The organism is Pseudomonas sp. yb_2, from assembly GCF_043103905.1.
GTDB lineage: Bacteria > Pseudomonadota > Gammaproteobacteria > Pseudomonadales > Pseudomonadaceae > Aquipseudomonas > Aquipseudomonas alloputida.
Genome location: NZ_JBICKH010000050.1, coordinates 14,175 through 41,086, shown reverse-complemented (window position 1 = coordinate 41,086; position 26,912 = coordinate 14,175). Strand labels below are relative to the sequence as shown.

The 26,912-nt window shown below is 62.5% G+C and carries 20 protein-coding genes; 11 read left to right on the top strand and 9 right to left on the bottom strand.

From position 1 onward, the window contains the following. Positions 1-40: 40 nt before the first annotated feature. The 3 genes from ACF8FB_RS11820 to ACF8FB_RS11810 all read right to left on the bottom strand — a co-directional run bounded on the left by ACF8FB_RS11820 (position 41) and on the right by ACF8FB_RS11810 (position 3,297). On the bottom strand, positions 41-916 hold the full coding sequence (locus ACF8FB_RS11820) for an alpha/beta hydrolase (protein WP_350297748.1): 876 nt from the start codon (positions 914-916) through the stop codon (positions 41-43). Further along, positions 913-2,439, bottom strand: a complete 1,527-nt coding sequence (locus ACF8FB_RS11815) for an NAD(P)/FAD-dependent oxidoreductase (RefSeq protein ID WP_010953714.1) — start codon at positions 2,437-2,439, stop codon at positions 913-915. The genes ACF8FB_RS11820 and ACF8FB_RS11815 overlap by 4 nt, the downstream gene beginning before the upstream one ends. Before the next feature lie 276 nt (positions 2,440-2,715). Beyond that, the gene (locus ACF8FB_RS11810; protein WP_010953715.1) at positions 2,716-3,297 is read right to left on the bottom strand and encodes a TetR/AcrR family transcriptional regulator; all 582 of its coding nucleotides are present in this window, start codon (positions 3,295-3,297) and stop codon (positions 2,716-2,718) included. A gap of 250 nt (positions 3,298-3,547) precedes the next feature. On the opposite strand from ACF8FB_RS11810, the gene ACF8FB_RS11805 reads away from it, so the two are divergent. The 7 genes from ACF8FB_RS11805 to ACF8FB_RS11775 all read left to right on the top strand — a co-directional run bounded on the left by ACF8FB_RS11805 (position 3,548) and on the right by ACF8FB_RS11775 (position 13,523). Continuing rightward, a complete protein-coding gene (locus ACF8FB_RS11805) occupies positions 3,548-4,435 on the top strand; it encodes a phytanoyl-CoA dioxygenase family protein (RefSeq protein ID WP_010953716.1) in 888 nt (295 codons plus the stop codon). A gap of 20 nt (positions 4,436-4,455) precedes the next feature. Continuing rightward, on the top strand, positions 4,456-5,823 hold the full coding sequence (locus tag ACF8FB_RS11800; RefSeq protein WP_392509703.1) for an NAD(P)/FAD-dependent oxidoreductase: 1,368 nt from the start codon (positions 4,456-4,458) through the stop codon (positions 5,821-5,823). Positions 5,824-5,912: 89 nt separating this feature from the next. Next, entirely contained in the window at positions 5,913-6,560 is a 648-nt protein-coding gene (locus ACF8FB_RS11795) for a hypothetical protein (RefSeq protein ID WP_392511377.1), read from the top strand. A gap of 473 nt (positions 6,561-7,033) precedes the next feature. Then, positions 7,034-8,455: a DUF1329 domain-containing protein gene (locus ACF8FB_RS11790; RefSeq protein ID WP_392511370.1), complete on the top strand. Its 1,422-nt coding sequence runs from the start codon at positions 7,034-7,036 to the stop codon at positions 8,453-8,455. Between the two features lie 25 nt (positions 8,456-8,480). Next, a complete protein-coding gene (locus ACF8FB_RS11785; RefSeq protein ID WP_392511369.1) occupies positions 8,481-10,127 on the top strand; it encodes a DUF1302 domain-containing protein in 1,647 nt (548 codons plus the stop codon). A gap of 8 nt (positions 10,128-10,135) precedes the next feature. Next, positions 10,136-12,550, top strand: a complete 2,415-nt coding sequence (locus ACF8FB_RS11780) for an RND family transporter (protein WP_392509705.1) — start codon at positions 10,136-10,138, stop codon at positions 12,548-12,550. 10 nt (positions 12,551-12,560) lie between these two features. Then, complete coding sequence (locus ACF8FB_RS11775) at positions 12,561-13,523, top strand: WD40/YVTN/BNR-like repeat-containing protein (protein ID WP_392509706.1); 963 nt, start codon at positions 12,561-12,563, stop codon at positions 13,521-13,523. 116 nt (positions 13,524-13,639) lie between these two features. On the opposite strand, the gene ACF8FB_RS11770 is transcribed toward ACF8FB_RS11775, so the two are convergent. Then, entirely contained in the window at positions 13,640-14,509 is an 870-nt protein-coding gene (locus ACF8FB_RS11770; RefSeq protein WP_392509707.1) for a phytanoyl-CoA dioxygenase family protein, read from the bottom strand. Between the two features lie 238 nt (positions 14,510-14,747). On the opposite strand from ACF8FB_RS11770, the gene ACF8FB_RS11765 reads away from it, so the two are divergent. Beyond that, positions 14,748-16,001, top strand: a complete 1,254-nt coding sequence (locus ACF8FB_RS11765; RefSeq protein WP_010953724.1) for a CdaR family transcriptional regulator — start codon at positions 14,748-14,750, stop codon at positions 15,999-16,001. A 58-nt stretch (positions 16,002-16,059) separates the two neighbouring features. Here the strand turns inward: ACF8FB_RS11765 and ACF8FB_RS11760 are convergent, their stop codons facing one another. Further along, on the bottom strand, positions 16,060-16,626 hold the full coding sequence (locus ACF8FB_RS11760; RefSeq protein WP_010953725.1) for a TetR/AcrR family transcriptional regulator: 567 nt from the start codon (positions 16,624-16,626) through the stop codon (positions 16,060-16,062). A gap of 94 nt (positions 16,627-16,720) precedes the next feature. On the opposite strand from ACF8FB_RS11760, the gene ACF8FB_RS11755 reads away from it, so the two are divergent. The 3 genes from ACF8FB_RS11755 to ACF8FB_RS11745 are packed head-to-tail and all read left to right on the top strand — an operon-like array spanning position 16,721 to position 22,401. Beyond that, positions 16,721-17,854, top strand: a complete 1,134-nt coding sequence (locus ACF8FB_RS11755) for a MexC family multidrug efflux RND transporter periplasmic adaptor subunit (RefSeq protein ID WP_049586198.1) — start codon at positions 16,721-16,723, stop codon at positions 17,852-17,854. Between the two features lie 15 nt (positions 17,855-17,869). Next, positions 17,870-20,998, top strand: coding sequence for a multidrug efflux RND transporter permease subunit (locus ACF8FB_RS11750; RefSeq protein ID WP_392511368.1), 3,129 nt, complete (start codon positions 17,870-17,872; stop codon positions 20,996-20,998). Beyond that, positions 20,998-22,401, top strand: a complete 1,404-nt coding sequence (locus ACF8FB_RS11745) for an efflux transporter outer membrane subunit (protein WP_392509709.1) — start codon at positions 20,998-21,000, stop codon at positions 22,399-22,401. Before ACF8FB_RS11750 ends, ACF8FB_RS11745 begins: the two co-directional genes overlap by 1 nt. 82 nt (positions 22,402-22,483) lie before the next feature. Here ACF8FB_RS11745 and ACF8FB_RS11740 read toward each other — a convergent pair whose 3' ends face one another. The 4 genes from ACF8FB_RS11740 to ACF8FB_RS11725 form a co-directional block, all read right to left on the bottom strand. After that, positions 22,484-23,041 (bottom strand): TetR/AcrR family transcriptional regulator, encoded by a 558-nt coding sequence (locus tag ACF8FB_RS11740; RefSeq protein WP_010953729.1) that lies wholly within the window; start codon positions 23,039-23,041, stop codon positions 22,484-22,486. A gap of 177 nt (positions 23,042-23,218) precedes the next feature. After that, positions 23,219-23,623: a phosphate ABC transporter substrate-binding protein gene (locus ACF8FB_RS11735; protein ID WP_392509710.1), complete on the bottom strand. Its 405-nt coding sequence runs from the start codon at positions 23,621-23,623 to the stop codon at positions 23,219-23,221. An 11-nt stretch (positions 23,624-23,634) separates the two neighbouring features. Next, positions 23,635-24,795 carry a hypothetical protein gene (locus ACF8FB_RS11730; RefSeq protein ID WP_061405631.1) on the bottom strand — a complete coding sequence of 387 codons (1,161 nt, stop codon included), beginning with the start codon at positions 24,793-24,795 and terminating at the stop codon, positions 23,635-23,637. Between the two features lie 29 nt (positions 24,796-24,824). Beyond that, positions 24,825-26,444: a methyl-accepting chemotaxis protein gene (locus ACF8FB_RS11725; protein WP_020191871.1), complete on the bottom strand. Its 1,620-nt coding sequence runs from the start codon at positions 26,442-26,444 to the stop codon at positions 24,825-24,827. Positions 26,445-26,912: the final 468 nt, after the last annotated feature.

The following is a 26,912-nucleotide window of genomic DNA, read 5'->3' as shown; positions in this document are numbered from 1 at the left end:
AGGGGCGACCAAGCGACGGGCCCCTAAAAGAAAATCTGTGCTAACGCATGTGCCCCGTCAGCAGGGACAGCAGCGTGCCCGACAGGCACGTCGGCAAGTCATGCCCCATCCCGGGCAGCAGCACCAGGTTGGCGCCGCGAATCGCCGACGCCGTGGCAAACCCGCCGTTGGTGGCGACCATGAGGTCTTTGTCGCCATGAATGACCAGCGTGGGGCAGCGAATCCGCTGCAACTCCTGGGTACGGTCACCGGAGTTGATGATCGCGCCGATCTGCCTGGCGGTGCCGAGGTTGCTGGCCTCACCGCCACCTCGCGGCCAGGCTTGCATGGCGTAGTCACGCAAGGCCGGCTCGTTCCACTCCAGCCGCGAACCGATCAGCCCCATGATGTCCACGTAGTCGCGAACGCTTTCGTGCTGGTTACGCGGTGGGCGGCGCAGAAGTTTGAACAGGGCTTTAAGCGCCGGCTGGCCGACGCGCAGTGAGCCTGTCGTGGAAAAGATCGAGGTAAGCGTGCTGACGCGCTCGGGGTAACGCGCGGCGAGTGTCTGGGCGATCATGCCGCCCATCGACATCCCCACCACATGCGCCGCTTCCAGATGCAAAGCGTCCATGAGCCCGATCACGTCGCTGGCCATGTCCCCCAGGTCATAGCCGGGCGTGCGCTTGCGCAGGAACTGCTGCAGGGGCGTGGGGGGCGCCACATCCGTGAAGAACGAGCGGCCCGCGTCACGGTTGTCCAGCGTGATGACCCGAAACCCCCGCTCGACCAGGCCGTCGATAAGCGCTTGCGGCCAGTAGGTCAGTTGCAGCCCCAGGCCGACGATGAGCAGGACTGCCGGGGCGGTTTCATGGCCATGGCTGCGATAGCAGAGCCTGCGCTCGCCTGCCAGCTCGCAGAAGCGATCGGTGCTCATCGGCGGCTACCTTGCTGCTGCAACTGGACATCGGCGTGCAAGGGCGCATTGGGTACTGCGGTGAACTTCAGGCACTTGTCTGTCACCGCGCCACGGCGCAGCAGTTTGACGTCGCGGAAATAATCCATCGACATCACCCAGGGTTCGCGCGGGCCCTGGCGCGGCATGCTGTCCAACGCGCGCTGTACGTAGCCGGCACCAAAGTCGAGCAAGGGGCGGGTTTCGACGCCTTCCGGCGCCTTGGGCTCGCAGACGTTGTAGCCTTCGCGCTCCATCAAGCCCAGCAAGCGGCAGAAGTGGTCGCACAGCAGGCAGACTTTCAAGGTCCAGGATGAGTTGGTGTAGCCCACCGCGAACGCAAAATTGGGGACACCGGAGAGCATCATGCCTTTGTAGGCCAGGGTCTCGCTGAGCACGACCGGTTTGCCGTCCTTGTGCAGGGTGATGCCGCCGAACAGCTGCACGTTCAGCCCCGTGGCGGTGACGATGATATCGGCCTTGAGCATCTTGCCTGACTTGAGCAATACACCGTGCTCGGTAAACCGCTCGATATGATCGGTGACGATGTCGGCATTGCCCGCGCTGATGGCTTTGAACAAATCGCCTTCGGGCACCGAGCACAGGCGCTGATCCCAAGGGTTGTAGGGCGGGTTGAAATGCACGTCGACCGGGTAGTCTTTCGGCAACTCCTTGCGGGTCAGCCACAGCAGCAGTTTCTTCGAAAGCTTGGGGAAGCGCTGGCAGAAGCCCCAGAAGGCCAGGGTGATCTTGGCGTTCTTGTAGCGCGTCAGGGAATAGGCGGTTTGCGCGGGCAGGACCTTGCGCAGGAACGCTGCAACCCCATCGTTGGCGGGCTGGTTGATGATGTAGGAGGGCGTGCGCTGCAGCATGGTGATGCTGGCGACCTTGTCGGCCATGGCCGGGATCAGGGTTACCGCAGTTGCGCCACTGCCAATGACCACGACGCGCTTGCCGGTGTAGTCGAGGTCTTCCGGCCAGTGTTGCGGATGGATGATCTGGCCCTTGAACTGTTCGCTGCCTTCGAACCGGGGGCTGAAGCCCTGATCATAGCGATAGTAACCGCCTGCACTGAACAGCCAGCGGCATTCGACCGTGCGGATCTGCGCCGTGCGGCCATCCTCGACACGCACCGACCACAAGCCCTTGTCGCTTTGCCAGTTGGCCGAGATGACTTTCTGCTGGTACTGGATGAAGGGAGCCAGCTGGTGCTCGTCGATGGCTTCGCTCAGGTACTCAAGAATATCCGCGGCGTCCGCCAAGGACTTGGCCTTGGTCCAGGGCTTGAAGTCGAAACCGAAGGTGTAGAGGTCCGAGTCGGAGCGGATGCCGGGGTATCGGAACAGGTCCCAGGTACCCCCCATGCGCTCGCGGGACTCGAGAATGGCAAAGGTCTTGTTCGGTTGATTGCGTCGCAGGTAGGCCGCCGCGCCGATGCCAGACACACCGGCTCCCATGATCAGAACATCGAGCGGCTCAACCGGAAGAGCAGTGTGAGAGGACATGTCGCCTCCTATTGTTGTGTTATAGAGACTGATCTTTTGACTTGATCATTTGACTCAGAATAAGGTCGCAGGAAGGGTGGGGCAAGGTGCAAAATGCACCACGTCACTGCTATTTCAGGATGATTTGCACCTGTTACTTCGCCGATCAACGATCAGACTGGGTCAGTCTGGTAGATATCGTCATCGGAACGTTCGAAGGGGGGCGCTGCGGCTTTCAGAGCCGGAGGGGGAGGGGATCGCCGTGCAGCGACGCAGCACGGCGAATCCTGTGGGGCCTCAGTAACTGGCCACCAGCAACTTGACTGCCTGGCAGGCGGTCTCGGTCTCGGCCTCCAGGCGTGCACGGTCGCCGTGAGCGGACCAGGCGAGCATCAGGCCGTCGAACAGATTGATCAGCAAGCGGCTGATAGTGGTCAGTGCTGCCTGGTCCAGTGCGCCGTCGGTGACCTTCACGATGGCCTGTTGGGCCGCTTCGAGGGAAACGGCATAGATCTTGGTTGCCATCTCCGGGTTGTTGCGCAGGTTCCAGCAAAACAGTTCGAACTGCGTGGTCGCCATCTCAGGATGAGCGGTGAACCAGTTGACCAGCTGGCGCAACATTTCCCCCACCGATTCCGCCGCCGTGGCGCCTGTCGGCACGTGTTGCAACGATTGTTGCGGCATGTTGATCAAGGACTCGTAGACCGCATAGAACAGCTCGTCCTTGGTGTGGAAGACATAGTGCAACGATGCCAGCGGCGAATCTGCTGCCGCAGCGATTCGCCGGGTTGTGGCGTTGGCCACCCCATGTTCCGCGATCACCTTCACGGTGGCCTCGATAAAGTCCTGCCTGCGCTCTTCAGCACCAATCCGAGCCATTGAGCGTTCTCCCTTTTCGGTATTGCCGCCGGCCCCTTGGCCCGGCGTTGACGGTGACGAATGCTAGCGCAAGGTCAAGCCTCAATCCATGAGTCGATGCAATCCCATACCGCATGGGCAAAGGAAGGTACGAAAAATGAAAATCAAATGACTTGATCAAGTGACCATGTTCGGTGATGATGAGTTCACCACCCAAGTCGCCCGGCCTCGGTGGGCAGAACAATGACAAAACCAGACAGGTAGAAAGCAGATGGATACACGAGCGCTCTCCACAGTCAGCAGCGATGCCTCGATCGAGCAGGTGGTGGACATCATTCGGCGTGACGGCGGCGTCATCATTGCCGACTTTGTTTCGCCGGCAACGCTGAAGTCCCTCACCGAAGAACTGGACAGCTACCTGAAGGTCACGCCTTGTGGTGTCGATCCATATTTCGCCGGCACCCAGACCCGCCGTGTGGCCCGAATCATTGGGCGCAGCGACACCGCCGTGGAGGTGGCATTGCACCCGCTGTTCCTTGGCGCGGCCAGGCAGATCCTGCAAACCCCTACCCATGTCTGGGTGGGCAGCGACCGCATCGAGATGGCGCCTGATATTCAACTGAGCATCACCCAGGCGATCCAGATTGGCCCGGGCCAAGGCCTCCAGCCCCTGCACCGTGACGATGCCACTTCGCTCTGGCGGCACCCGCAGTATGGGCGTGAGGCCAGGCTGCAAATGATGCTGGCCATTTCAGATTTCACCGAGGAAAACGGTGCGACGCGCGTCATCCCCGGTAGCCATCAATGGGATGACGAACGAATGCCGACCCAGGAAGAAACCGTCGCCGCGCAGATGAAGGCAGGTTCGGCGCTGCTGTGGATCGGCTCGGTGTATCACGGCGGCGGCGCCAACACGACGGCAGCGCCTCGTACTGGCCTGACAATGGCCTACGACCTGGCCTTCCTGCGCCTTGAAGAGAATCACTTCCTGTCCATTCCCGTCGAACGTGTTCGCCAGCTCCCGAGCGAAATGCAACGCCTGCTGGGCTGGAGTGCCAGTTCGACGCTGCTGGGGTGGGTGGAAATCGATGGCCAGATGCGCGACCCGCAGGAACTCCTGGGCATGCCGGCATTCTCCGAGCCGGGTAAAGGCTTCTGATAATTCTGGGAGTGACGCGAATGAATGCCTTGAACAATGCGGCCGATGGTGACTCAGCACCGTTGAAGTTTCGCGGTCTGGGGGGATGGGTAGAGCGACCGGCTGATCTGCAGCCGACCCTCGAAGGTGACGCGCAGGCCGATGTGATCGTGATCGGCGCCGGCTTTGCCGGGCTGTCGACCGCGCTGGAACTCAAGGCGCTCGGGGCGGATGTGATCGTGCTGGAACAGGAATTCGCCGGCTTCGGTGCCAGTGGCCGCAATGCCGGCTACCTGCTGGGCAGCATGGGCATCGAGTACGATATGTTCGTCAAACGGGTGGGCGTGGAGCAGGCCACGCAGTTCGTCAGGTTCTATGACGAGGCGGTGCCCTACGTGGAAGGTCGATTCAAAACATTGGGTATCGACTGTGACTACAACCCTTCGGGCGTGCTCCGGGCAGGTGTTCATCCCAGTCAGGAGAAGCGCTTGCGGGAAAACATGGCGCTGGGTCAGACACTGGGGGCGACGAGCCGCTTCGTCGAAGGTGCCGAGATGCGTGCGCGGGGCATCCCCCCTGCGTTTCTGTTCGCCGCCGAGCAATGTGGCGGCACCTTGAATCCAGGGAAGTACATCGGCGGCCTCCGGCGCGCGGCCATCGAGGCGGGGGTGAAGCTCTACGAACGCACGCCGTTGCTGAGCTTCAGCGAAGGGCCGGTCATTACCTGCAAGACTGCCCATGGCCGTGCAACCGCCCCGGTGATGGTGCTGGCAACCAACGCCTATACCCCGCAGCTGGGGGTGTTGCGCAACAAGGTCGCGGCGATTCGGGTGTCGGCAATCGAAACCCAAACGCTGTCGACGCAGCAGTTGGCTGCCCTCGGCTGGCAAGGGCGGGAAGGGATCATCACGCCGCACTACACCATGGAGAGCCACCGCCTGACGGCACACGGCACGATGGTGTTGACCGTCAAGAAGCTAGGTTATGCCTACGGTTCGAAGACGCCCAATGTCCCGGACCAGGGCGCCTATGCGGCATTGGCGCAGGTACTGCGCGAGCGCTATCCGGCATTGCAAGGCCTTGGTGTCAAGCACTGCTGGAGTGGTTACGTCAGTGGCGCCTACGACTTCCTGCCGGTGATCGGTGCCATGGGCGCGAAACAGAATATTTACTACACCACCGGCTGCTCGGGCCACGGGCTGGGCACGCAATCGTTGATCGGCAAGCTGTTTGCCGAGCATATCAACGGCCAGGCGCCTGAGCTGCTGGCAGCACTGCAACACAAGACCCCGTCCTTGCTGCCTGAACCCTTGCAATGGTGCGCCGTACACGCTGCCTTTGCGGCGGCCAAGTTGCTGGATGACTGGACCGATAGAAAAGTGCGTAAAGACAAGGCCAGGAAGGGCTGATTGCAATTGATGTGCGTGTTCTATGCCCGTACGTGCAGAACTACGGCGCGACCCTTTTGACAGAGGCTGTTATCGTGGAACTCATAGATTTGTTTGCGTTGATCGCATGCGTGCTGCTGGTGATGAGTGGCTTGGGTTATGGTGTTGCATTTATCAGGCGCAAGAATTATTTGTTGGGCGTGGAGTTCTTGATTGTCGGTATTTCCGCAACAAACTTTACGACGTTCATCGCCACGGGGTGGCAAGCCAATTATAAAGTCGCCATCTTTCTGGATGCGTTTTCCCGCGGGGTCGGCGTGCCGGTTATTGCAACGCTCGGGTTGATGGCCGTGACGCATAATTATAAGCCGTCGCCGGTGAAGGACGTGATATTGTTTTTGGCCGCGTTTGCCGCGACTGCCCTTTACTACCTGTCGACGAGCTTTAAAGAGTTGCTGCCCTATTTCTATGTGTTGATGTGGTCGTTGTACACGTTGTTTCTGGTCTACTTTATCTGGCGGCTGGTACGTGCCGGCGAGTCGCTGCACGCGCTGGCCACCTTGCTGGGAGGGGCGGCGGGGCTGACGATCGCGCTGCGGTATGACTTCTTCCCGATCCCGGGGGATGATACCAAGATGATCTTCATGACCTGTGCCTTCCTGACCTGGTCCTATTCGATTGTGCAGTTGTTTTATGCCTATGGGGCACTTCAGCGCTCAAGGAAATTGCCCTCGCATGCCATGCTTCATCCCAGTTAAGTTGCGGGTTGGTTAACGGGCTGTTCAATGGCAGACGGGATGTGTAGTTTGATATCTGCTGTTACTCCATGGCGGGCGAAAGCCTGCTTTTTTACCGCCCCTAGGGGCGGTTTTTTATGGGTGATTCATTCGCGTCAGTTATGCATCTGGATAAGCGAAAAGTAGGTAGGGTTCAGTGTTGCAAGTGGCAAATCTTTTAGATGGCGCACTATTAAAAAGCATCTTTTGGTAACACATGTTTCCTTACTTCCCAATAAGGTGCAGGTGCCAGGCACGCGTCAATCCATAAATAAATTCAACTCGCTGATTTCTCTGGCGCAATCCGTCCATGTCGCATTCTGGCATGTGGCTTGCGTGTTGATCATGCGACATGGTCATTTGATCATGTCGCATGATCAGGATGTGGCAGGCGTCGATCTTTCCACCCGAAGGGTCGAGTAGCCGGTCCAAGCCCTATGTTTGAGGATCCTCTAATGAAACAAGTCACTGCACGGTCGGAAAGTGTCGTATCCGCCCGCCGTATTTTCAGGCAGCTGCTGGTTACCCTTGCGGCCTCGACCGCGATCTGTTCGGTACAGGCTGCGCCCCAGGGGGCGGAGGCGCTGGGTTCGAAGTTGACGCCGCTGGGGGGCGAGAGCGCCGCCAGTTCTAGCGGCGATATTCCAGCCTGGGCACAGCCAGGGCAGCAGGGGGCAGGATGGAGTTACGGCCAGGTACGAGGGGAGCACTGGAAGTTCAAGGGTGATAAGCCCCTCTACAACATCGACTCGAACAATGTGGCACAGCATGCGAGCAAGCTGTCGCCTGGGCAGCTCGAACTGTTCAAGAAAGTCCCAGGCTATCGCATGGATGTCTACCCGACCCGTCGTACCTGCAGCGCGCCAGATTTCGTGGCCGAGAACACCAGGCAGAACGTGGGTTTCGCCAAGCTTGATGCTTCCGGTGTCGCCCTTGAAGAAGCCCATGTTCCGGGTATCCCGTTCCCGATGCCCACTACCGGTGCAGAGGTGATGTGGAACATGAAGATGCGCTATCGCGGCGTTGGCGTGGAAATCCCCCGGAGCATTTCAGGTATTTCTCCTCGCAAGGGCGGGGAATGGCTGCGCCAGTCGACCGACACCTTCTTCCTGACCCCCTGGGGCAAGAAGGGCAGTGCGCTTTTCTCGTCCTACGGCCGCCTGGAAAACGCGACCTTCTTCAACTATCTGGCGCCCGCTGCGCTGGCCGGTCAGTCCGCCGTGCAAACGGCTGTGGCCGGCGAGCAGGCCACGACCTTCTACTACTTCCCTGGCCAGCGTCGCGTGCGCCGTATGCCCTCATATTCCTACGACGCGCCTCAGATCGGCCTGGACAACCAGTACACCGTGGACGAGGCAAACGTCTTCTTCGGCACCATGGACCGTTTCGACTGGAAGCTGATCGGCAAGCAGGAGCTGCTGGTACCTTACAACGATTTCGGTGCCTACGACACCGCCGCCAAGGTAGAAGCGTTCGCCGGCAACGACTCGATCGCGCCGCAGTCGCGTCGCTATGAGCTGCATCGCGTCTGGGTGGTCGAGGCCAATGTCCGCCAAGGCATGCGCCACCAGGCGCCCAAGCGCATGTTCTACATCGACGAGGACAGCTGGAACCCGCTGCTGGCCGTCGACTTCGACAAGCAAGGGCAGATCTGGAAGGTGCGTGAAGGGTTCTCGATTCCCGTTTACGAGACCGGCGCTTGCGACGTGCAGGCCCAGGTCCAGTACAACTTGGCCGATGGTCGTTACCTCTTCGACATGACCTCGATCGGGGCAGGCAAACACGATATTCGCTGGATCACCGAAGACAGTGGCAACCCTCGCCTGAAGCGCGACTTCTTCACCTCGGATAACCTGCGAGCCATCAGCGAGCGCTAAAACCGACGTCAGATCGAGAGCCAGCATGAAAAAAATAATTACGAAAGCGTCAGGCCTTGTCATCGTGTGCGCAACCCCGTTGGCAATGGGGTTCACCTTTGAAACCGAAACCCTCAATGGTTCCTTCGACTCCACCATCACCGCAGGCATGGGCCTGCGTACGGAGTCGCGGGGCTGCAACCTGATCAACCAGGGGCCGACCGGGCACAACGTGCCCTCCGGCTGCCTGGCGCAGAGCTCCGGTGTGGCGGACCAGGGCGACCTGAACTACGACCGCGGCGACATGTTCACCAACTACCTCAAGGGCACCCATGAGCTGTTGCTCAAGATGCCCGAGGACGTCACCTTCATGGCGCGTGGCACCTGGATCCGCGACTTCGCGGCCACCGATACCACCGGCACGCTGTCGTTCAATACCCCAGAGAGCGTCGGCAGCAACGGGCTGAGTGACGACGCCCGCGACGACCTCGCCTTCAAGGCCCGCCTGCTGGACCTGTGGGTGAGCAAAGGCTTCGACGTGGGTGGGCAGCGGGTCCGTGCGCGCCTGGGCAACCAGGTGATCAACTGGGGCGAGAGCCTGTTCGTGGCCGGTGGCATCAACAACACCAACGCCTACGACTACCAGGCCTTGGCGCGCCCCGGCGTGCAACTCAAGGAGGCCGTGCTGCCCGCGCCGATGCTCAGTGTTGCGTCAGGCCTTGGCTCGGGTGTCAACGTCGAGGCCTACTATCAGTTCCGCTGGAACAAGAGCGAGTTGCCGCCGGTGGGCAGCTATTGGTCAAACACCAACGCACTGGGCGAGGGCAGGGGAGACTACGGGTTCTCCGAAAAGGACGCCCGCGACAGCGGCCAGTGGGGCCTTTCGCTGCGCTGGCAGCCGGAAGACAGCGACATCAACTATGGCTTCTACGTGATGCGTTATCACTACAAGTTGCCGTCGTTGCGCGTCGCCATTCTTGACCCGAACACGTTCGCGGCGGCACCCACCTGGGAATACCAGGAAAACCGGATGATGTATGGCGTCAGTGCCAACATGCCGATCGGTGACTGGGCAGTCGGTACGGAGCTTTCTTACCGGCCGAAGGATTCGGTCATGCTCAACCCTGTCGTCGACCTGTGTTCCAGCAATGGGGGCAAATGCTGGAAAGACGAAAAGAAATTCCAGTGGCACCTCACCGGCCTTTACAGCTTCACGCCGTCCAACTCCCCGACGCTGCTCGATTTCACCGGGGCCAGCACGGGCACCCTGCTATCGGAACTGGTGGTCATCAAGTACCCCGGGCTGCATGACGAGGTCAATGGCGAACCACTCGCCCCAGGGCTCAATGCCTGGCAACTGGATCCTGCGACAGCGCCCAAGTCCCGTGGCGACAAGACCTCGTCGGGCATCAACCTGGACTTCAGCCTGACCTATGACGGCACGTTGCTGCCGGGCTGGCAGGTCACGCCCGGCGTCTTCTACTCGCGCTCGCTTGGCGGGCGAACGCCGAACCTGAGCGCCACCTTCACCGAAGACGCGAGCAGCATGAACCTGTACCTGAATTTCGTACGAAACCCGGCCAGTTGGCAGATTTCCCTCAACTACGCGAAGTTCATGGGCGGCGAAACCCCCTACGACCAGCTTTATCGTGACCGCGATTATGTCGGCATCGCGATTTCCCGCACCTTGTGAGGCCTGCCGTGAACGGTTCTGTAAAGCTATCTGAAGCCCCGGCACGTGGCCTGTTGTCACGCGTCGAGGGTGTGTTGTTCGGGCATCGTCGTCTGGTACTGGCGAGCCTGACGGTGTTCACGCTGATTATGGGCTGGTTCGCCGTGCAACTGCGTATGGATGCCGGCTTCGAAAAGCAATTGCCGGTAGGCCACGAATACATCAAGACATTCGAGGCCTACCGCAACGACCTGCTGGGAGCGAACCGGCTGACCATCGTGGTCAAGGCCCGACAGGGCGATATATGGAGCGCCCCGGGCCTGAAGCGGCTGTATGACGTCACCCAGGCAGTGACCTTCCTTCCTGGCGTGTCGCGCAGCAGTGTGCGGTCCCTTTGGACGCCCAATGCCTTCGTCAACGAAATCACCGAAGAAGGTTTTCGCGCGGATCCACTGGTACCGGGTACGGTTTCTCCCGATCACCTGGATGACCAGATCATCGCGACGATCGCCAACTCCACTGCCCAGGGTGGTTTCATTGGCACGCTGGTTTCCCGTGATCAGAGCAGCGCGATGATCACGGTGGAACTCAACGAGTACGACACCCATGGCGCCCACCTGGACTATGTGGCGTTCAACCACAGGCTGGAAAAAGAGATCCGTCAGCCATTCGAGGATGGCGAATTCGAAATCCAGATCATCGGTTTCGCCAAGCAGATCGGCGACATCGCTGACGGTGCTTCAGCCGTACTGGAGTTCTGTTTGCTTGCGTTGCTTCTGACCGCGGGGGCGGTGTACTGGTATTGCCACTCACTGCGCTTCACGCTGCTGGCGCTGGTCTGTTCGCTGGCCTCGCTGGTGTGGCAGTTCGGCAGCCTGCGCCTGTTGGGGTACGGGCTCGACCCGTTGGCGGTGCTGGTGCCCTTCCTGGTGTTCGCCATCGGGGTTTCCCATGGCGTGCAGCAAATCAACTTCATCGTGCGCGAGATCGCTATCGGCAAGAGTGCCGAAGAGGCGGCGCGCTCGAGCTTCACCGGCTTGCTGATACCGGGAACACTGGCCTTGGTGACCGCACTGGTGTCGTTCGTGACGCTGCTGCTGATTCCTATCCCGATGGTACGAGAAGTCGCCATCACGGCCTCCCTCGGTGTGGCCTACAAGATCATCACCAACCTGCTGATGCTGCCATTGCTGGCCTCCATGCTGCGGGTGGACGATCGCTATGCGGCTGCCCAGGAAGTTTCCCGGCAGCGCCGTACCCGCTGGCTGCGAGGCCTGGCCCGGCTCGCCGAGTGGCGTAACGCACAGTGGGTGCTTGGCGTGGCCCTGGTGGTGTTCCTGGTGGCGATCTGGCAAAGCCACGACCGGGTCGTCGGCTCGTTGCAGGCGGGTGCGCCGGAGTTGCGTGAGGACTCGCGCTTCAATCGCGATGCGGTCTCGATCGCCACCAGCTACGACATTGGCCTCGACTGGCTCAGCGTGGTTTTCGAAGCCAACCAGGGGGCCTCTGGTGAAGGCGAGGCGGCGGCCTGCGAGGATGTCGCGGCGGGTCAGTACCAGGATCGCTTCGTCTGGGCCATGCAGGGGGTGCCCGGTGTGCTGTCGGTGGCCTCCTTCTCCAGCAACATGCGTCAGTTCAACGAGGGGTACAACGAAGGCAATCCCAAAATGGCCGCGGTGCCCATCGACCCGATGAACTATGCCGCGCTGGCCACCGAGGTGGCGCGCACGCCCGGGCTGGTGCGTACCGACTGCAGCATGTCGGCGGTGCACCTGTACCTGGCCGATCACAAAGCCACGACCATCAACCGAGTGGTGGACGCCGCCAAGGCGTTTCGCAGCGACTATCCGCAGCCTGGCCTGTCGATCCGCCTCGCCTCGGGCAACGCCGGCGTTCTGGCCGCTATCAACGAAGAAGTGGAGAAGAGCGAAACTCCCATGCTGCTGTATGTCTATGCCGCGATCGCGCTGCTGGTGTTCGCCGTCTACCGCGACCTGCGGGCAGTGCTGGTTTGTTGCCTGCCTTTGACCATCGGCACCTTCATCGGCTACTGGTTCATGAAGGAACTGCAGATCGGCCTGACCATTGCTACCTTGCCGGTGATGGTGTTGGCCGTGGGCATTGGTGTCGACTACGCCTTCTACATCTACAACCGGCTGCAACTGCACCTGGCCCACGGCCAGTCGATCACCAAGGCGGTCGAGCACGCATTGCTCGAGGTGGGCGTTGCGACGATCTTCACCGCCATTACCCTGGCGGTGGGCGTGGCTACCTGGGCGTTCTCGGAGCTCAAGTTCCAGGCCGACATGGGCAAGCTGCTGGCCTTCATGTTCATCGTCAACATGGTCATGGCCATGACCGTGCTGCCGGCCTTCGCGGTCTGGCTGGAGCGGGTATTCCCACGTAAGCGCCCTGTGCGCATGATCGGCGCGCTGGTGCACTGAGGAGAGAAGCATGAAGTTCAGGGTTTCATTCACCGCGGCCTTGCTCGCAGCAGCATTGCCGCTGATGTCTCTTCAGGCCGCGCCGTTGCAGGCCGTGCCGGCCGTACAGGTGAGCAATGCCACGCAGGCCACCATGCTGGCCGCCGGCTGGGCGGGGGCGCGCATGGTGGCCGTGGGCGACCACGGTGTCGTGCTGTTGTCCGACGATCAGGGCCTGCAGTGGCGCCAGGCGAGGTCGGTACCGCTGTCCACATCATTGACGGGCGTGTCGTTCGTGGATGCCAAACGCGGGTGGGCGGTTGGCCACTGGGGCGCGATCCTGATCACCACCGATGGCGGGGAGTCCTGGCAGGTCCAGCGCCTGGCCACCGAAGAAGACCGGCCACTGTTCGCGGTGCACTTCTTCAATGCCCGGCAGGGTGTGGCGGTAGGCCTCTGGTCGTTGCTGCTGACTACCGAGGATGGGGGCCAGACATGGTCCGAGCAGCCGCTTCAGGCCCCGCCGGGGGCCAAGCGGGCCGACCTCAACCTGATGGGGCTGTTTGCCGACAGCCGCGGCACGCTGTACGCCACGGCCGAGCATGGGCAGGTACTGCATTCCGAGGACCAGGGTAAAAACTGGCGTTACCTGGATACTGGCTACGAAGGCACCCTGTGGGCAGGCGCGGTACTGGCCGATGGACGTCTGCTGCTGGGTGGCCAGCGCGGCACCCTGTTGCAGGGTTCAGCGGACGGCAAGGGCTTTCGCCGAGTGCCAACGCAAAGCAAGGGCTCTGTCACTTGCGTAGCGGTAGCCGGCTCTCGTGTGCTGGCGGTCGGGCTGGATGGGCTGAGCGTGCAGAGCAGCGATGGCGGGCACAGTTTCCAGGAAACGCAGACCGCGGATGGCCTTTCACTGACGGCGGCGTTGTTCAACGCCGAAGGTGTACCTGTATTGTTTTCACGCCGAGGGGTAATGCCCTACCAGGAGTGAAGGGTTGGCCACTCGCTCAGAAGCCAGGCATCGCAAACCGATGCCTGGCCTGTTTTCTTGCCTGGGCGAATGGGTGGTCGTGGCACCTTCAGGCCCAGGCAAGTCAACGCTGGACGCTAGAGCTGAAGGTAATCCGCCAGGTCTGCGTAGTTATGTTGCCAAAGGCCAGGGCTGCCATTGGGGTATTGGGAGCGGAAACCGAGGATCTTCTGTACCCGCGGAGAAAGCGTGCGCACCAGCTCGAGCGGCACGATCAACGGGTAGGCTTCTTCAGGCGTGATTATCGAAGCCTGCATCGGGATGGTCAGCCCGCGACGGTAATAGTCGGTGGTCACGTTGGCCCCGCCACCGTGAACGACCTTGCCGCCGAACAGCACGGCATCCCCGGCTTTCAACAGGGCAGGAATCGTCATCTCTGGGGTGCCGACATCGTCGAAGTCATCCCAGTCCTGGCTCCCGGGGATCAAGCGCGTGGCGCCGTTTTCCTCGGTGAAATCGGTCAGCGCCAGCATCAGGTTGGTGATGGCGCGTGGCGCATGTTTGTTCATGGCCACGAACGGTTGGTACTGCATCATGTCACGGTGCAGCATTTGCGCTTTGTTGCCTGGGCCGATTTCGATCAACTGGGCCGTGGTCAGCCACCAGTCACCGCACTCCGGGGCGTAAAGCACGTTCCCCAATTCGTGGAAGAGGTCGTCATCGAGGACTTCCTCACGAAAGGTCTTGCTGTGGGTGACGAGGTTGGTTAGCCGTTTGGTCTGATGGCCATGGAACTCGGCGATCAGCTCGTGCTCGTGCCTGGAGCCGGCATCGAGCGCGGCCAGGGGGGCGTCGAGTTCGTTGTTGATCCGTACGACTTGTTCAGGGGTCATGAAGTTGCGGATGATTACCGCACCTGCTTGGTCGCTCAGCAGCGCAATCTCTTGCGCGGAAGTCGAGCGGGTTACCACGGGCAGGCTTGGCGTGGCGTCGCGAGAGGCTGACATTGAGAACACTCCAGATTGAAAGGAACGGTTGCGCAGGCGGGTTGACGTTTGATCAACGGGCATCAGGAAACAGGCCTGCTTGCCACTGCGCTAAACCCAAAAAAGGGACATGAAGCGTCACGGTGCCTCCTTGTATTTTTTGTTCAGGCAGTGAGTTCATGCTAGGTTTCCACTGGCCCTGCGCCAAGGTACGAACTGCACCATTTTCCAGCCGATTTTTGAGTGATTTGCACCGCCCATGACCAGCACGCCGTCGCCCTGGCCACGCCCCTCGGAAACCGTTCGCGAGCTTATGCGCAAAGGCGCCGAGCTCGCTCAGGCGCTGCCAGCCGAGTGGGTCGAGCGCCTGAACCAGTCACTGTTCTCTTCGCCCGAAGATGCCAGGTTGCTGGAGGACCCGGTCATCCTCGCGGCGTGCCGGCGCGCCAACCGGGCAGAGTTGCTGCACTGGGCCAATGCCAACCTGCAGCGCCCTGGGGAGCCGGTGGAGCCCTATGTGTCTGCTGACATGGTGGACACGGCCAGGGAGCTCGCCCGCAGGGGGTTGTCCGAACTGCTGATGAATGTTGCAAGGTCGACACAGAACGCAGCCTGGGACCTGTGGATGAAGATGGCCTTCAGCCTGACGCAGGATCCCGCGGTGCTCGAGGAATTCCTGGAGGTCTCGTCGCGGTCGATCTCGGAATTCATCGACAGCAACATGCGCGTGGTGACGCAGATCATCCTCGAAGAAAAAAGCGCCCAGGCCCATGACGACCCTATCGATAAACGCAGCCTGGTCAGCCGGCTGCTCGATGGCAGGGATGTGGACGCGGAGCAGTTCGGCAGGCGACTGGGCTACAGCCTGGCTCAGAGGCACCATGCCTGCCTCGTCTGGAGCGAAACCCCGGACGCCGAGATTCGCCCCCTGGAAGACATGGCGCGTGCCCTGGCGCAGCTCACGGGCACGGTAGCGCCGCTGATCGTATTCGCGGGCCCTGCGACCCTGTGGGCCTGGAGCAATGCGGCAAAGCCGCTGGACCTGAACCTGCTGCAGGACGTCGCCCGGCAATTTCCGAAGATACGCGCGGCAATCGGTTCGGCGGGCGCGGGGATGAATGGCTTCCGGCGCTCGCACCTGGAAGCCTTGACCACCCAGCGGTTGATGGGCCGTTTGGCGGGTTCACCCGCCGTTGCCACGATCGATCAGGTGAGGATGGTGTCGCTGATGACCCAGGATGCCCGCGCGGCCAGGCAGTTCGTCTTGAGCACGTTGGGGCGCTTGGCGACCGAGCCCACGGTGCTTCAGCATTCGTTGCACGCCTTCCTGGCCAATGGCTGCAACATCACCCAGACCGCCGAGGTGCTGGGTACCCATCGCAATACCTTGCTGCGCCGGCTGGAGCGCGCCCAGGACCTGCTGCCTATCCCGCTTGCCGACCATCGCATCCAGATCGCCGCTGCCCTTGAGCTGGTGATCTGGAGCACGCCGCTCGATGACGCCGAGCAATAGCGTTCATTCCCTTCCTTTGACGCAATAGGTCTTCACGGCTGTTGCCCTGCGCGGGCGCTCAATAGGGCGCCCGCGTGGCAATGCCCTGTAGAAACGCGCTCTCCAGCACCGTTGCACACTCTCTTGGCGCGCGCCCCCGTTGGCGGGCGTCGACCATGCCATGCAACAGCGATACGAACATCTCGGTCAGCAACGCCGCGGTGACATCCGCTCGAAATACGCCTTGTCGCTGGCCGCTGGCAAACAACGCATCGAGCCTTTCCAGATAAAACCGCAGGTCGTGCTGCACGCTCATGTGCACAGGGTAACGGGAGGCCAGGAAAGCGATCAGTTCACCCTGGGCCAGGTGCGCATGAATCAGCTGACGCAACGCGGCCAGGGGCTCGCGGCAGGCCAGCGTGCCGCTGTTGTCGAGGATATGCATGAGCGTGTCTTTGGCGTGCTGTTCGAGCTGGCTATCGAGGTTGTCTCTCGTACCGCAGTAACGGTGCAGGGTTGCCCGGCTGATGCCCGCCAACACGGCCAGCTCGCCCATGGACGCTCTGGGTCGCAAGGCGGCAGCGGCATACAGGGCATTCACCAGCTTGGCGGGAAGCGTTGAAGGTGGAAAGTCTGAAGGGGTCATTAAGAGTCTTTTATGATTTTAATGAGACAATATTGACTCATGTGGGTTTGAAAAGTAGCATCCGCCCCGTTTTCAATCAAGGTTCGGGTGTGTGATGGGCAAGACAGGTTCGATAAGGGTGGGCGCATTGGCCATGGCGATCGCCTTGGCCGGGTGTGAGCCCGCAGCAGAGCAGGACGGTGCAGCCAATGCGAGCTACCCGGTGGAAATCGTGACATTGGCGCCCGAGCAGGTCGCCTTGGCGGCTGAACTGCCGGGCCGGGTCGAGCCGATGCGCGTCGCCGAGGTGCGGGCGCGGGTGCCGGGTATCGTGTTGCACAAGCGCTTCGAGGAAGGGGCTGACGTCAAGGCGGGGGATGTGCTGTTCCAGATCGACCCGGCGCCGTTCAAGGCCGCACTGGCCCGTGCCGAGGCTGACCTGGCCCGAGCCCAGGCCGTGCAGCAGGAGGCCCAGGCGCGGGTGAAGCGTTATGAGCCACTGGTCAAGATCGAGGCGGTCAGCCAGCAGGACTTCGACAGCGCCACCGCCGAGCTGCGCAGTGCCGGTGCGGCGGTGCGCTCTGCCCAGGCCGACGTGCAGGCCGCACGCCTGAACCTGGGCTACGCCACCGTCACCGCGCCGATCTCCGGGCGCATTGGCCGTGCGTTGGCCACCGAAGGCGCGTTGGTGGGGCAGGGGGAGGCGACGCTGATGGCGCGTATCCAGCAACTCGACCCGATCTACATCGACTTCACCCAGTCTGCCGCTGACGCACTGCGCCTGCGACAAGCGTTGAAGGACGGCGCACTTTCGGCCGACAGCCAGCGCCTGACCGCGCAAGTGGAAGGCACCGACTTCCAGCGCTCGGGCGAGCTGATGTTCACCGATGTGAGTGTGGACCGCGGTACCGGCCAGGTCATCCTGCGGGGGCGCTTCGACAACGCGGACGGCACGCTGCTGCCGGGCATGTATGTGCGCGTGCGCACGCCTCAAGGCACCGACAACCACGCCATCCTGGTCCCACAGCGTGCGGTTCAGCGAGGCAGCGACGGCCAGGCGCGGGTCTTGGTCGCCACCAATGGCATCGCCGAGGCACGCGCGGTGCGCACCGGCGTGATGCAAGGCTCGCGCTGGCAGATTACCGAGGGGCTGGAGCCGGGCGATCAGGTGATCGTCGGCAGCCCCGCAGGGTTGGCCCCCGGTATGCCCGTTGCGCCTGCGCAGAAACAAACGGCTGCCGCCCAGTGATGCGAGGGAAGTGAGATGTCCAGGTTCTTCATCCATCGCCCGAACTTCGCCTGGGTCGTGGCGTTGTTCATTTCACTGGCCGGTTTGCTGGTGATTCCATCCTTGCCCGTGGCCCAGTACCCCAACGTGGCGCCACCGCAGATCTCCATCACCGCCTCCTACCCCGGCGCTTCGGCCAAGGTCATGGTGGAGTCGGTGACCAGCATCATCGAACAGTCGCTCAACGGCGCCAAGGGCCTGCTGTACTACGAGTCCACCAACAACTCCAACGGCGTGGCCGAAGTGATGGTGACCTTCGAGCCAGGCACCGACCCGGACATGGCGCAGGTCGACGTGCAGAACCGTTTGAAACAGGCCGAGGCACGCATGCCACAGGCGGTGCTGACCCAAGGGCTGAAAGTCGAGCAGGCCAGCTCCGGCTTCCTGCTGATCTACGCCCTGACCAGCACGGCCGGCAACCGTGGCGATACCACGGCCCTAGCCGACTATGCCGCGCGCAACATCAACAACGAACTGCTGCGCGTGCCCGGCGTGGGCAAGCTGCAGTTCTTCGCCTCGGAAGCGGCCATGCGGGTCTGGGTGGATCCGCAGAAGCTGGTGGGCTATGGCCTGTCCATCGACGACATCAACTCGGCCATTCGCGGCCAGAACGTCCAGGTACCGGCCGGCAGCTTCGGCAGCACGCCCGGTGCCAGCGAGCAGGAGCTGACCGCGACCCTGGCCGTGCAGGGCACCCTCGACACCCCGGAAGCGTTCGCCGGCATCGTCCTGCGCGCCAACCCCGATGGCTCCAGCGTCCGCCTGGGTGATGTGGCGCGCATGGCCATCGGTAGCGAGAACTACAACCTGTCGGCGCGCCTGAACGGCCACCCGGCGGTGGCCGGTGCGGTGCAGTTGGCGCCGGGCGCCAATGCCATCCAGACCGCGACGCTGGTCAAGGAGCGCTTGGCCGAGCTGTCGCAGTTCTTCCCCGAAGGTGTCGAATACTCGGTGCCGTACGACACCTCGCGCTTCGTCGACGTGGCCATCGAGAAGGTGATCCACACCCTGATCGAAGCCATGGTGCTGGTGTTCCTGGTGATGTTCCTGTTCCTGCAGAACGTGCGCTATACCCTGGTCCCGTCGATCGTGGTGCCGGTGTGCCTGCTCGGGACGCTGATGATCATGAAGCTGCTCGGCTTCTCGGTGAACATGATGACCATGTTCGGCATGGTGCTGGCCATCGGCATCCTGGTGGACGACGCCATCGTGGTGGTGGAGAACGTCGAGCGGTTGATGGCCGAGGAAGGTCTGTCGCCGGTGGAGGCGACCATCAAGGCGATGGGGCAGGTGTCCGGGGCGATCATCGGCATCACCCTGGTGCTGGCGGCGGTGTTCCTGCCGTTGGCGTTCATGTCCGGTTCAGTGGGGGTGATCTACCAGCAGTTCTCCGTGTCGCTGGCAGTGTCGATCCTGTTCTCCGGCTTCCTGGCCCTGACCTTCACCCCGGCGCTGTGCGCCACGCTGCTCAAGCCGGTGCCCCATGGCCACCATGAAAAGGCCGGTTTCTTCGGCGCCTTCAACCGTGGCTTCGCCCGTGTCACCGAACGCTATTCGCTGCTCAACAGCGAACTGGTGGCACGTGCCGGCCGCTGGATGCTGGCGTATGTGGGCATCCTGGTGGTGCTGGGCTATTCCTACCTGCGCTTGCCGGAGGCCTTCGTGCCGGCCGAGGACCTTGGCTATAGCGTCGTGGATGTGCAGTTGCCACCAGGCGCCAGCCGGGTACGCACCGACCACACCGCTGAGGCGCTGGAAAAGTTCCTGATGTCCCGTGACGCGGTGGCCAACTCGTTCATCGTCAGCGGCTTCAGTTTCTCGGGCCAGGGTGACAATGCCGCATTGGCGTTCCCGACCTTCAAGGACTGGTCGCAGCGCGACAAGGCGCAATCGGCGGAGGCGGAAACGGCAGCGATCAATGCACAGTTCGCCGCCAACGGCGACGGTGCCATCACCGCCGTCATGCCGCCGCCGATCGACGGCCTGGGCAACTCCGGTGGTTTCGCCCTGCGCCTGATGGACCGTGGTGGCCTCGGGCGCGAAGCACTGCTCGCGGCCCGTGACCAGTTGCTGGCGCGTGCCAACGGCAACCCGGTGATCCTCTACGCGATGATGGAAGGCCTGGCCGAAGCACCGCAGCTGCGCCTGCACATCGACCGGGAAAAGGCCCGAGCCCTGGGCGTGAGCTTCGAGGCCATCAACAGCACCTTGGCCACCGCCTTCGGATCGGCTGTGATCAACGACTTCATCAATGCCGGGCGCCAACAGCGCGTGGTGGTGCAGGCAGAGCAAGGCGAACGCATGACCCCCGAAAGCGTGCTGCGCCTCTATGCTCCCAATGCCAACGGCGAGCAGGTGCCGTTCAGCGCCTTCGTCACCACCCAGTGGGAGGAGGGCCCGGTGCAACTGGTGCGCTACAACGGTTACCCGTCGATCCGCATCGCCGGCGACGCCTCGCCGGGGCACAGTACCGGGCAGGCAATGGCCGAGATGGAGCGCCTGGTCAGCGAGCTGCCGCCAGGTATCGGCTACGCCTGGACGGGCCTTTCCTACCAGGAGAAGGTCTCCAGCGGCCAGGCTGCCAGCCTGTTCGCCCTGGCCATCCTGGTGGTGTTCCTGCTGCTGGTGGCGCTGTACGAAAGCTGGGCGATCCCGCTGACGGTGATGCTGATCGTACCGATCGGTGCCCTGGGCGCGGTGTGGGCGGTGACGCTCACCGGCATGCCCAACGACGTGTACTTCAAGGTCGGCCTGATCACCATCATTGGCCTGGCGGCGAAGAACGCCATCCTGATCGTCGAGTTCGCCAAGGAACTGTGGGAGAAGGGCTACAGCCTGTGCGACGCCGCCATCGAGGCCGCGCGCCTGCGTTTCCGTCCGATCGTGATGACCTCCATGGCGTTCATCCTCGGCGTGGTGCCGCTGGCCATCGCCTCCGGCGCGGGTGCGGCAAGCCAGCGCGCCATCGGTACCGGCGTGATCGGCGGCATGCTCAGCGCCACCTTGCTGGGCGTGGTGTTCGTGCCGGTCTGTTTTGTCTGGGTGTTGACGTTGCTCAAGCGCAAGCCTTCCCCGGTGCAACAGGCTGTCGAGGAGGCAGAGTGATGATCATGGTCAATCGTGTGCTTCCTATCGTCCTGGCCTTGACCTTGGCTGGTTGCTCCCTGACGCCGACCTATCAGCGCCCCGAAGCGCCGGTGGCGGCCGAATGGGGCGATGCAGCCGGCCATACTGGCCACTCGGTGGAGCAGTTGGACTGGCAGGCATTCATCGTCGACCCAGTGCTGCGTCAGCTGGTCGGTACCGCGCTGGACAACAACCGCTCCTTGCGCCAGACCCTGCTCGACATCGAGCAGGCCCGTGCGCAGTACCGGATCCAGCGGGCCGACCGTGTGCCGGGCTTGAATGCCAGCGCCTCCGGTAATCGCCAGCATTTGCCTGCGGCGCTTTCGAGCGATGGCCGCGAGGGTGTCAGCAGCACCTATCAGGTGGGCTTGTCGCTGCCGGAATACGAAGTGGACCTGTTCGGCCGCGTCAAAAGCCTGAGCGATGCGGCCCTGGAGCAGTACCTGGCCACCGAGGAAGTCGGGCGTGCCGCACGCATCGCCCTGATCGCCGAGGTGAGCCAGGCCTACCTGGCCTTGGACGGCGCCGAGCGGCGCCAGGCGCTGACCCGCCAGACCCTGGCCAGCCGCGAGGATTCCCTGGCGTTGGTCGGCCAGCGGCGCGCCGCCGGCACGGCCACGGCGCTGGACCACCAAGAGGCGCTGGGGCTGGTCGAGCAGTCCCGTGCCGAGCTCGAAGTCACCGTGCGCCAACAGCGCCAGGCCTACAACGCGCTGGTGCTGTTGCTGGGCAGTGCCGAGGCGGCCAAGGCGATGCCCGCTGAACGCCCGGATGAGCCGATGGTGCTCAATGACATTGTGCCGGGCGCGCCGTCGGCATTGATCGAGCGCCGCCCCGATATCATCGCCGCCGAACACCGGCTGCGCGCGCGCAATGCCGATATCGGCGCGGCGCGGGCAGCGTTTTTCCCGCGTATCAGCCTGACCGGCAGCTTTGGTACCGCCAGTGCGCAGATGTCCGGGTTGTTCGACGGTGGCTCGCGTAGCTGGGCCTTCATGCCGCAGCTGTCGCTGCCGTTGTTCGACGCCGGGCGCAACCGTGCCGGGCTCAGCCTGGCCGAGGCACGCAAGGACTCGGCCGTGGCCGCCTATGAAGGCGCGATCCAGGTCGCCTTCCGCGAAGTGGCCGATGCGCTGGCCGCCACCGACACCCTGCGCCGCGAGCAAGCCGCGCGGCGGGCCCTGGCCGACACCAGCCGCGAGACCCTGACGCTGGCCAAGGCTCGTTACGAGGGTGGGGTGGACAACCATTTGCGCTACCTGGACGCCCAGCGCAACAGCTACGTGAACGAAGCAGCCTTCATCGAAGCCAGTACCCAGCGACAACTGGCGTTGGTCGACCTGTTCCGCGCACTCGGCGGCGGCTGGCCGAGCAAGGGCTGAAACAGCCTCCTTTGGTTGGCTTGTCCAGCCACTTGGCCCCAGGGATCGATGCCCTGGGGTTTTTTTGGCTGGTGAAGGCAGGTCAGCGAGCGGGTGCCGCAGCACCGTCGAGGAAAAGCAGCTCCAGCGTTTGCACGGACGTCGCGCTGGCCGCCCGCCCGCGTCGTTCGGCATCGACGATGCCGTACACCATGCTCAGGAACATTTCGGTGAAGATCGCCGCGCTGATATCGATACGGAAAGCCCCCGCCTGCTGGCCGCGCAGGAAGAAGGCATCCAGGGCGTCGGCATAGGCCCGCCACGGGCGGTTCGTCTCGCTGTCGTCGAACGAGTCCGGGCGGTACTGGAAGAGCAGGAAGATCATCATCTCGCGATGCTTGAGGTGCTCGACGATGAGGCGATGCAGGGCTGCGGTCGGGTCGCTGCCGTGCAGGTCAGCGTTGCCGATGACCTGCGTCAGGACCTGGTCCCCATAGCTTTCCAGCATGTTCACCAGGTTGTCACGGGTGCCACAGAAACGGTGCAGGGTCGCCTTGCTCACGCCCGCCGCCTCGGCCAGCTCCTTCAATGTGGCTCGGGGGTGGACGACGATCGCGTCGGCCAGCGCTTTGAGCAGGCGCTCATCGGTAGGGAGGTGCATCAGAAGATTCCACACTGCATATCGTGCGGGCATTGTGAATGAAAACGGCTCATAGGGCACCCATTTGAGCAAATAATGGCTCAATCAAGGCTCGCAGGTCGCAGCCCTGCAGGGGCTTGCCTGCGAGCGCCAGGCGCTGCCTCCCCCGGTATGCCAGGTCAGGGGAGGCGGCGAAGCTCAGGGCAGGGTGAAGAGCACTTTGACCTTGTCGTTGACGGCAGAGGTGTCGATATAGCCGATGGCATTGGCCTCGCTGCCCACCTTGGCGATCACCGCGGCGTCATCGTCCACGCTCTGCAGCGGTTGCCCCTTGCCCGTGAACACCAGGCCTGACCAGTACGACTTGAGCTGGGATTCGTTCTTGTTGGTCAGCGCGCTGTAGAATCGTTCCTTGGTGGGGTTCCAGCCTTTCTGGTCGAGGCCCCTGAGGCTGGTGTCCTTGCCCAGGAATATGTTGGCCACCTCGGCCTGGGACGGTGCGGCGCTGGCGCCGGCATTCATGATCACGGCCACCTCGGCACTGGCCAGGGTGCTGGCTGTGGCCAGGGTTGCGCCGAACATTGCGGTGAGGAGTGGTTTCATATGGGCGCTCCTTAGAAGACGAAATCGACGCCGACGCTGACAATGTCGCCGTCGTAGTTGCGCGAAGGAGTGCCGGCGGTACCGTTGCTGGCCGCGAAGACTGCATGGTCGAAGGTCTCCTGGGCGTTCTGCACGAAGGTGCCGCGGTAGCCGTTGCCGCGCGTGTCCACCCGCTTGTACTCGCCCTTGAGCACCAGGTTCGGCGCCAGGTTGTAGTTCATGCCGTAGGTCCAGGAGCTCTGGCGGCCAGCGTCTTCGTCGAGCTGAGCGTAGGTAAGGTGGAGCAGCGCGTCGCCAAAACGGCGCCCGCCCATGAGGTAGAAGGCATCGATGCTGCCTTGCTGGTCGCCTTCGGTGTTGTTGCTGGTCCACTCGTTCGAGGAGACCCAGGTGCCGTTGTCGTACTGGTAGCCGATGGACGCGAAACCGCCTTTCTTGCGGTTCAGGCTCAGGAAGTCGACCTGTGTAGGCGAGCCCCCTGGGGCGACGACCGAGGCGCTGAGGTTCGTGTCGATGTCCGCTTCGGCGTACCCGAGACGCAGCGTGCCGAAGTCATAGGTTTCCAGGCTGACGTTAGCCGCGAAGATCTTCTTGTAGTCGATGTCGTACAAGTCATCCATGGCGAACAAGTTGCGGTTGGCGGCCTGGCCGCCTGCCACCTGGAACGTCACGGAGCCGATGCCGGTGGTCACGGTGTAGAGGGCATCGGCACCTTCGTAGTTGCTCAGCTGGACCTGGCTGTAGACCTCATCCGGCAGCCGCAGCCAAGGGTGGGTGACACCGACGTCGAGGGTTTCGGAATACATGTAGATCGGCAGGCGCAGCCGCCCTACGCGCACCGTCAGGCCTTCGGTCGCTTTCCAGGAGAGGTAAGCCCACTCCAGGTTGCCTTTCCAGGTGTCCTGTTCCGGCTTGAGGGTGCCCTGCACGGTCACCCCCAGCGTGTCGGTGAGCCCATATTGGAGCTGGCCACCCAGCCGGGAGAGCTGGTCACCGCGCCAGGCGTCCGTTGTCTGCCCGCTGATGCCGAAACTGCGCCCTTTGTCCTCGCCCCCCAGGTGGGTGAGGCCGGCGGTGCCGAAGCCGTTGAATTGATAGTCTCCCTGGTCCAGGGCCATTGCTGGGGTGGTCGCGATAAGGCCTGCGATACCGAGTGCTCTAATGCCTTGCATGCTTCAACTGCTCTCGTGGTGGGGAAGGTTCAAATGCGAAACTGAGCGGTGGCGCTGCGAAGGTGGTTGCCCGTACCGACCAATTGCTCGCCGAGCCGTGCGGTGGCGTCGGCACCTTGGGTGGTGGCCTGGGTGTCCTGTTGCAGCCTCTCGGTGTCTTGCTGGATCGAACGGGAAAGGCCGATCTGCTCGTTGGTGAAACGGGCGATGCCGGCGTTTAACTCATCGATCTGGCGAACGGCCCCGGTAATCGCCTCCAGGGTCTGCGTGGCATGTTCAGAGCGCTGAATGCTTGACCTGGCCTTTTCGCCGTTCAGGTTCATCGCGTGCAAGACACTGCTGGCGCTGTTTTGCAGGCGCTGGATGATGTCTTGGATCTGCGCGGTGGAAGCGGTCGTTTTCTGGGCCAGGTTGCGCACCTCATCGGCGACCACGGCAAAGCCCCGCCCTTGCTCGCCAGCCCGTGCCGCTTCGATGGCGGCGTTCAGGGCGAGCAGGTTGGTCTGTTCGGCGATGCTGCGGATCACCGTCAGCACCGAGCCGACGTGCTGGGTTTCTGCTTCCAGTTGTTCCATGGCCTGCACCGAGCTGAGCACGCTGTTGCCCAGGTCGCCGATGCTCAAGGACAGGCTGTCGATGTTATGCCTGGCTTCGTTCGCTTGACGCGCCGCGGCGCTGGCTTGCTCGGAGGCCTGCTCGGAGCGCTGCGCCACTTCCTGAATGCTATTGGTCATGGTGTCTATGTCACGGCTGATGGACTCGGTGCGCTCTTGCTGTGAGCGCGCACTGTCCTCCGCGCCCTGGGTGAGCCGGTGCAGTTCGCGGGACATCTGCTCCAGGGGCGCTGCGGTTTCGATGACCTGGCGCAAGGTGCCTTGCAGGCTGTCCAGCAAACCGTTGAACAGGCCGATCATCTCGCCGATTTCGTCTGAGGAGTCGACCTGCACGCGGCGGGTCAGGTCGCCATCGCCGCTGGCAATGGTCTTGAGCGATCCGATGACGCCGCGGACATTGCTCATGACCTGACGAATCACCCAGGCCGCGCTGGCGCTGACCACCAGCAGCAGGCAAAAACTGAGCAGGTAGCCGACGCGCGTGGTGGTGGCGTTGTCGGCGCGGACTTGGGTCAAGCTGCTCTGGAAGTCGGCGTAGGCGTGGCTGCGAAACTGCTCGCCGAGCGCCTGGGCGTTCTTGAGGTCGCTGGCCATGCGATCAAAATGGGGGCGTAAATCATCGAACGCCGCCCCATCGAGCAGTTGCCCGGAGGAGGCGAACGCGTTATCGGCGTAGCGCTTGATCGCCGCCGACCAGGCTTGAATTTCCCGGTGTCGGTCGGCCCGTTCAGCGGTCAGCGGTTCCAGGTCGCGCAGCCGCGCATGGACGTCGGCCAGCACGTCGCTCGCTTCATCCAAGGTGTCCCGCTCGCCCGCTGCCACGGCGCTGTTGAGCAGGCCGGGCAGGCGGGAGAACTGGAAGATCACGTTGTCGGCAGCTTCCAGCGTTGGGTAGCGCTGTTTTTCGAGCGACACCAATCGGTTGTCGTTGTCGTCCAGTTGCACCGCGGTGTAGCCCACGAACAGCAACATGCCGAACAGGGCGATGGCAGGTGGCAGGAAGAGTTTCAAGGTGAGCGGAATGTTTTTGAACATGGGCTGTGCGGGCCTCGTCGGGACGAAGGGCAAATTGCAGGCAAGCAGGGCCGCAATAGCCGGTGCGCTTTTGGCAGGGCGTGCTATCGCGACACGTCGGACAAAGGGCTGTCCTTCGACAGCGTAAGTTGGCGTTACGTGATCATGGCGCCCCTCCGTGCCCCGTTGCGAATTGGCCGCCCGATTGCGTGGAGGGTCAGGCCGAGGCCAGGTTTGGAGAGGTGGAGGAAGGTGAGGTCGTCAATTTCAGGCAACCTGCGTCTTTGTGGAATAAGGATCCGGTAGCCCTGGCATGCCTGCTCGGACCGCGACAGCGCCTTGGTGCTAAAGCCCATTTTCGCTCCTGCCACTTGGTTGTGTTTTATTTGTTATATCAAGTGTTTTGTAAAATACAGGAGTTTTGCTTACATGCAAGACGCAATGGCGCCAGAGCCTGCAAAAAGCAGGGCAGGCGCTATCGGGGCCTGG

Bases quoted from the DNA above. Each gene is read 5' to 3' on its own strand.
- ACF8FB_RS11820 (WP_350297748.1), bottom strand. From the start codon at position 916: ATGAGCACCGATCGCTTCTGCGAGCTGGCAGGCGAGCGCAGGCTCTGC.
- ACF8FB_RS11815 (WP_010953714.1), bottom strand. From the start codon at position 2,439: ATGTCCTCTCACACTGCTCTTCCGGTTGAGCCGCTCGATGTTCTGATC.
- ACF8FB_RS11810 (WP_010953715.1), bottom strand. From the start codon at position 3,297: ATGGCTCGGATTGGTGCTGAAGAGCGCAGGCAGGACTTTATCGAGGCC.
- ACF8FB_RS11805 (WP_010953716.1), top strand. From the start codon at position 3,548: ATGGATACACGAGCGCTCTCCACAGTCAGCAGCGATGCCTCGATCGAG.
- ACF8FB_RS11800 (WP_392509703.1), top strand. From the start codon at position 4,456: ATGAATGCCTTGAACAATGCGGCCGATGGTGACTCAGCACCGTTGAAG.
- ACF8FB_RS11790 (WP_392511370.1), top strand. From the start codon at position 7,034: ATGAAACAAGTCACTGCACGGTCGGAAAGTGTCGTATCCGCCCGCCGT.
- ACF8FB_RS11785 (WP_392511369.1), top strand. From the start codon at position 8,481: ATGAAAAAAATAATTACGAAAGCGTCAGGCCTTGTCATCGTGTGCGCA.
- ACF8FB_RS11775 (WP_392509706.1), top strand. From the start codon at position 12,561: ATGAAGTTCAGGGTTTCATTCACCGCGGCCTTGCTCGCAGCAGCATTG.
- ACF8FB_RS11770 (WP_392509707.1), bottom strand. From the start codon at position 14,509: ATGTCAGCCTCTCGCGACGCCACGCCAAGCCTGCCCGTGGTAACCCGC.
- ACF8FB_RS11765 (WP_010953724.1), top strand. From the start codon at position 14,748: ATGACCAGCACGCCGTCGCCCTGGCCACGCCCCTCGGAAACCGTTCGC.
- ACF8FB_RS11760 (WP_010953725.1), bottom strand. From the start codon at position 16,626: ATGACCCCTTCAGACTTTCCACCTTCAACGCTTCCCGCCAAGCTGGTG.
- ACF8FB_RS11755 (WP_049586198.1), top strand. From the start codon at position 16,721: ATGGGCAAGACAGGTTCGATAAGGGTGGGCGCATTGGCCATGGCGATC.
- ACF8FB_RS11750 (WP_392511368.1), top strand. From the start codon at position 17,870: ATGTCCAGGTTCTTCATCCATCGCCCGAACTTCGCCTGGGTCGTGGCG.
- ACF8FB_RS11745 (WP_392509709.1), top strand. From the start codon at position 20,998: ATGATCATGGTCAATCGTGTGCTTCCTATCGTCCTGGCCTTGACCTTG.
- ACF8FB_RS11740 (WP_010953729.1), bottom strand. From the start codon at position 23,041: ATGCACCTCCCTACCGATGAGCGCCTGCTCAAAGCGCTGGCCGACGCG.
- ACF8FB_RS11735 (WP_392509710.1), bottom strand. From the start codon at position 23,623: ATGAAACCACTCCTCACCGCAATGTTCGGCGCAACCCTGGCCACAGCC.
- ACF8FB_RS11730 (WP_061405631.1), bottom strand. From the start codon at position 24,795: ATGCAAGGCATTAGAGCACTCGGTATCGCAGGCCTTATCGCGACCACC.
- ACF8FB_RS11725 (WP_020191871.1), bottom strand. From the start codon at position 26,444: ATGTTCAAAAACATTCCGCTCACCTTGAAACTCTTCCTGCCACCTGCC.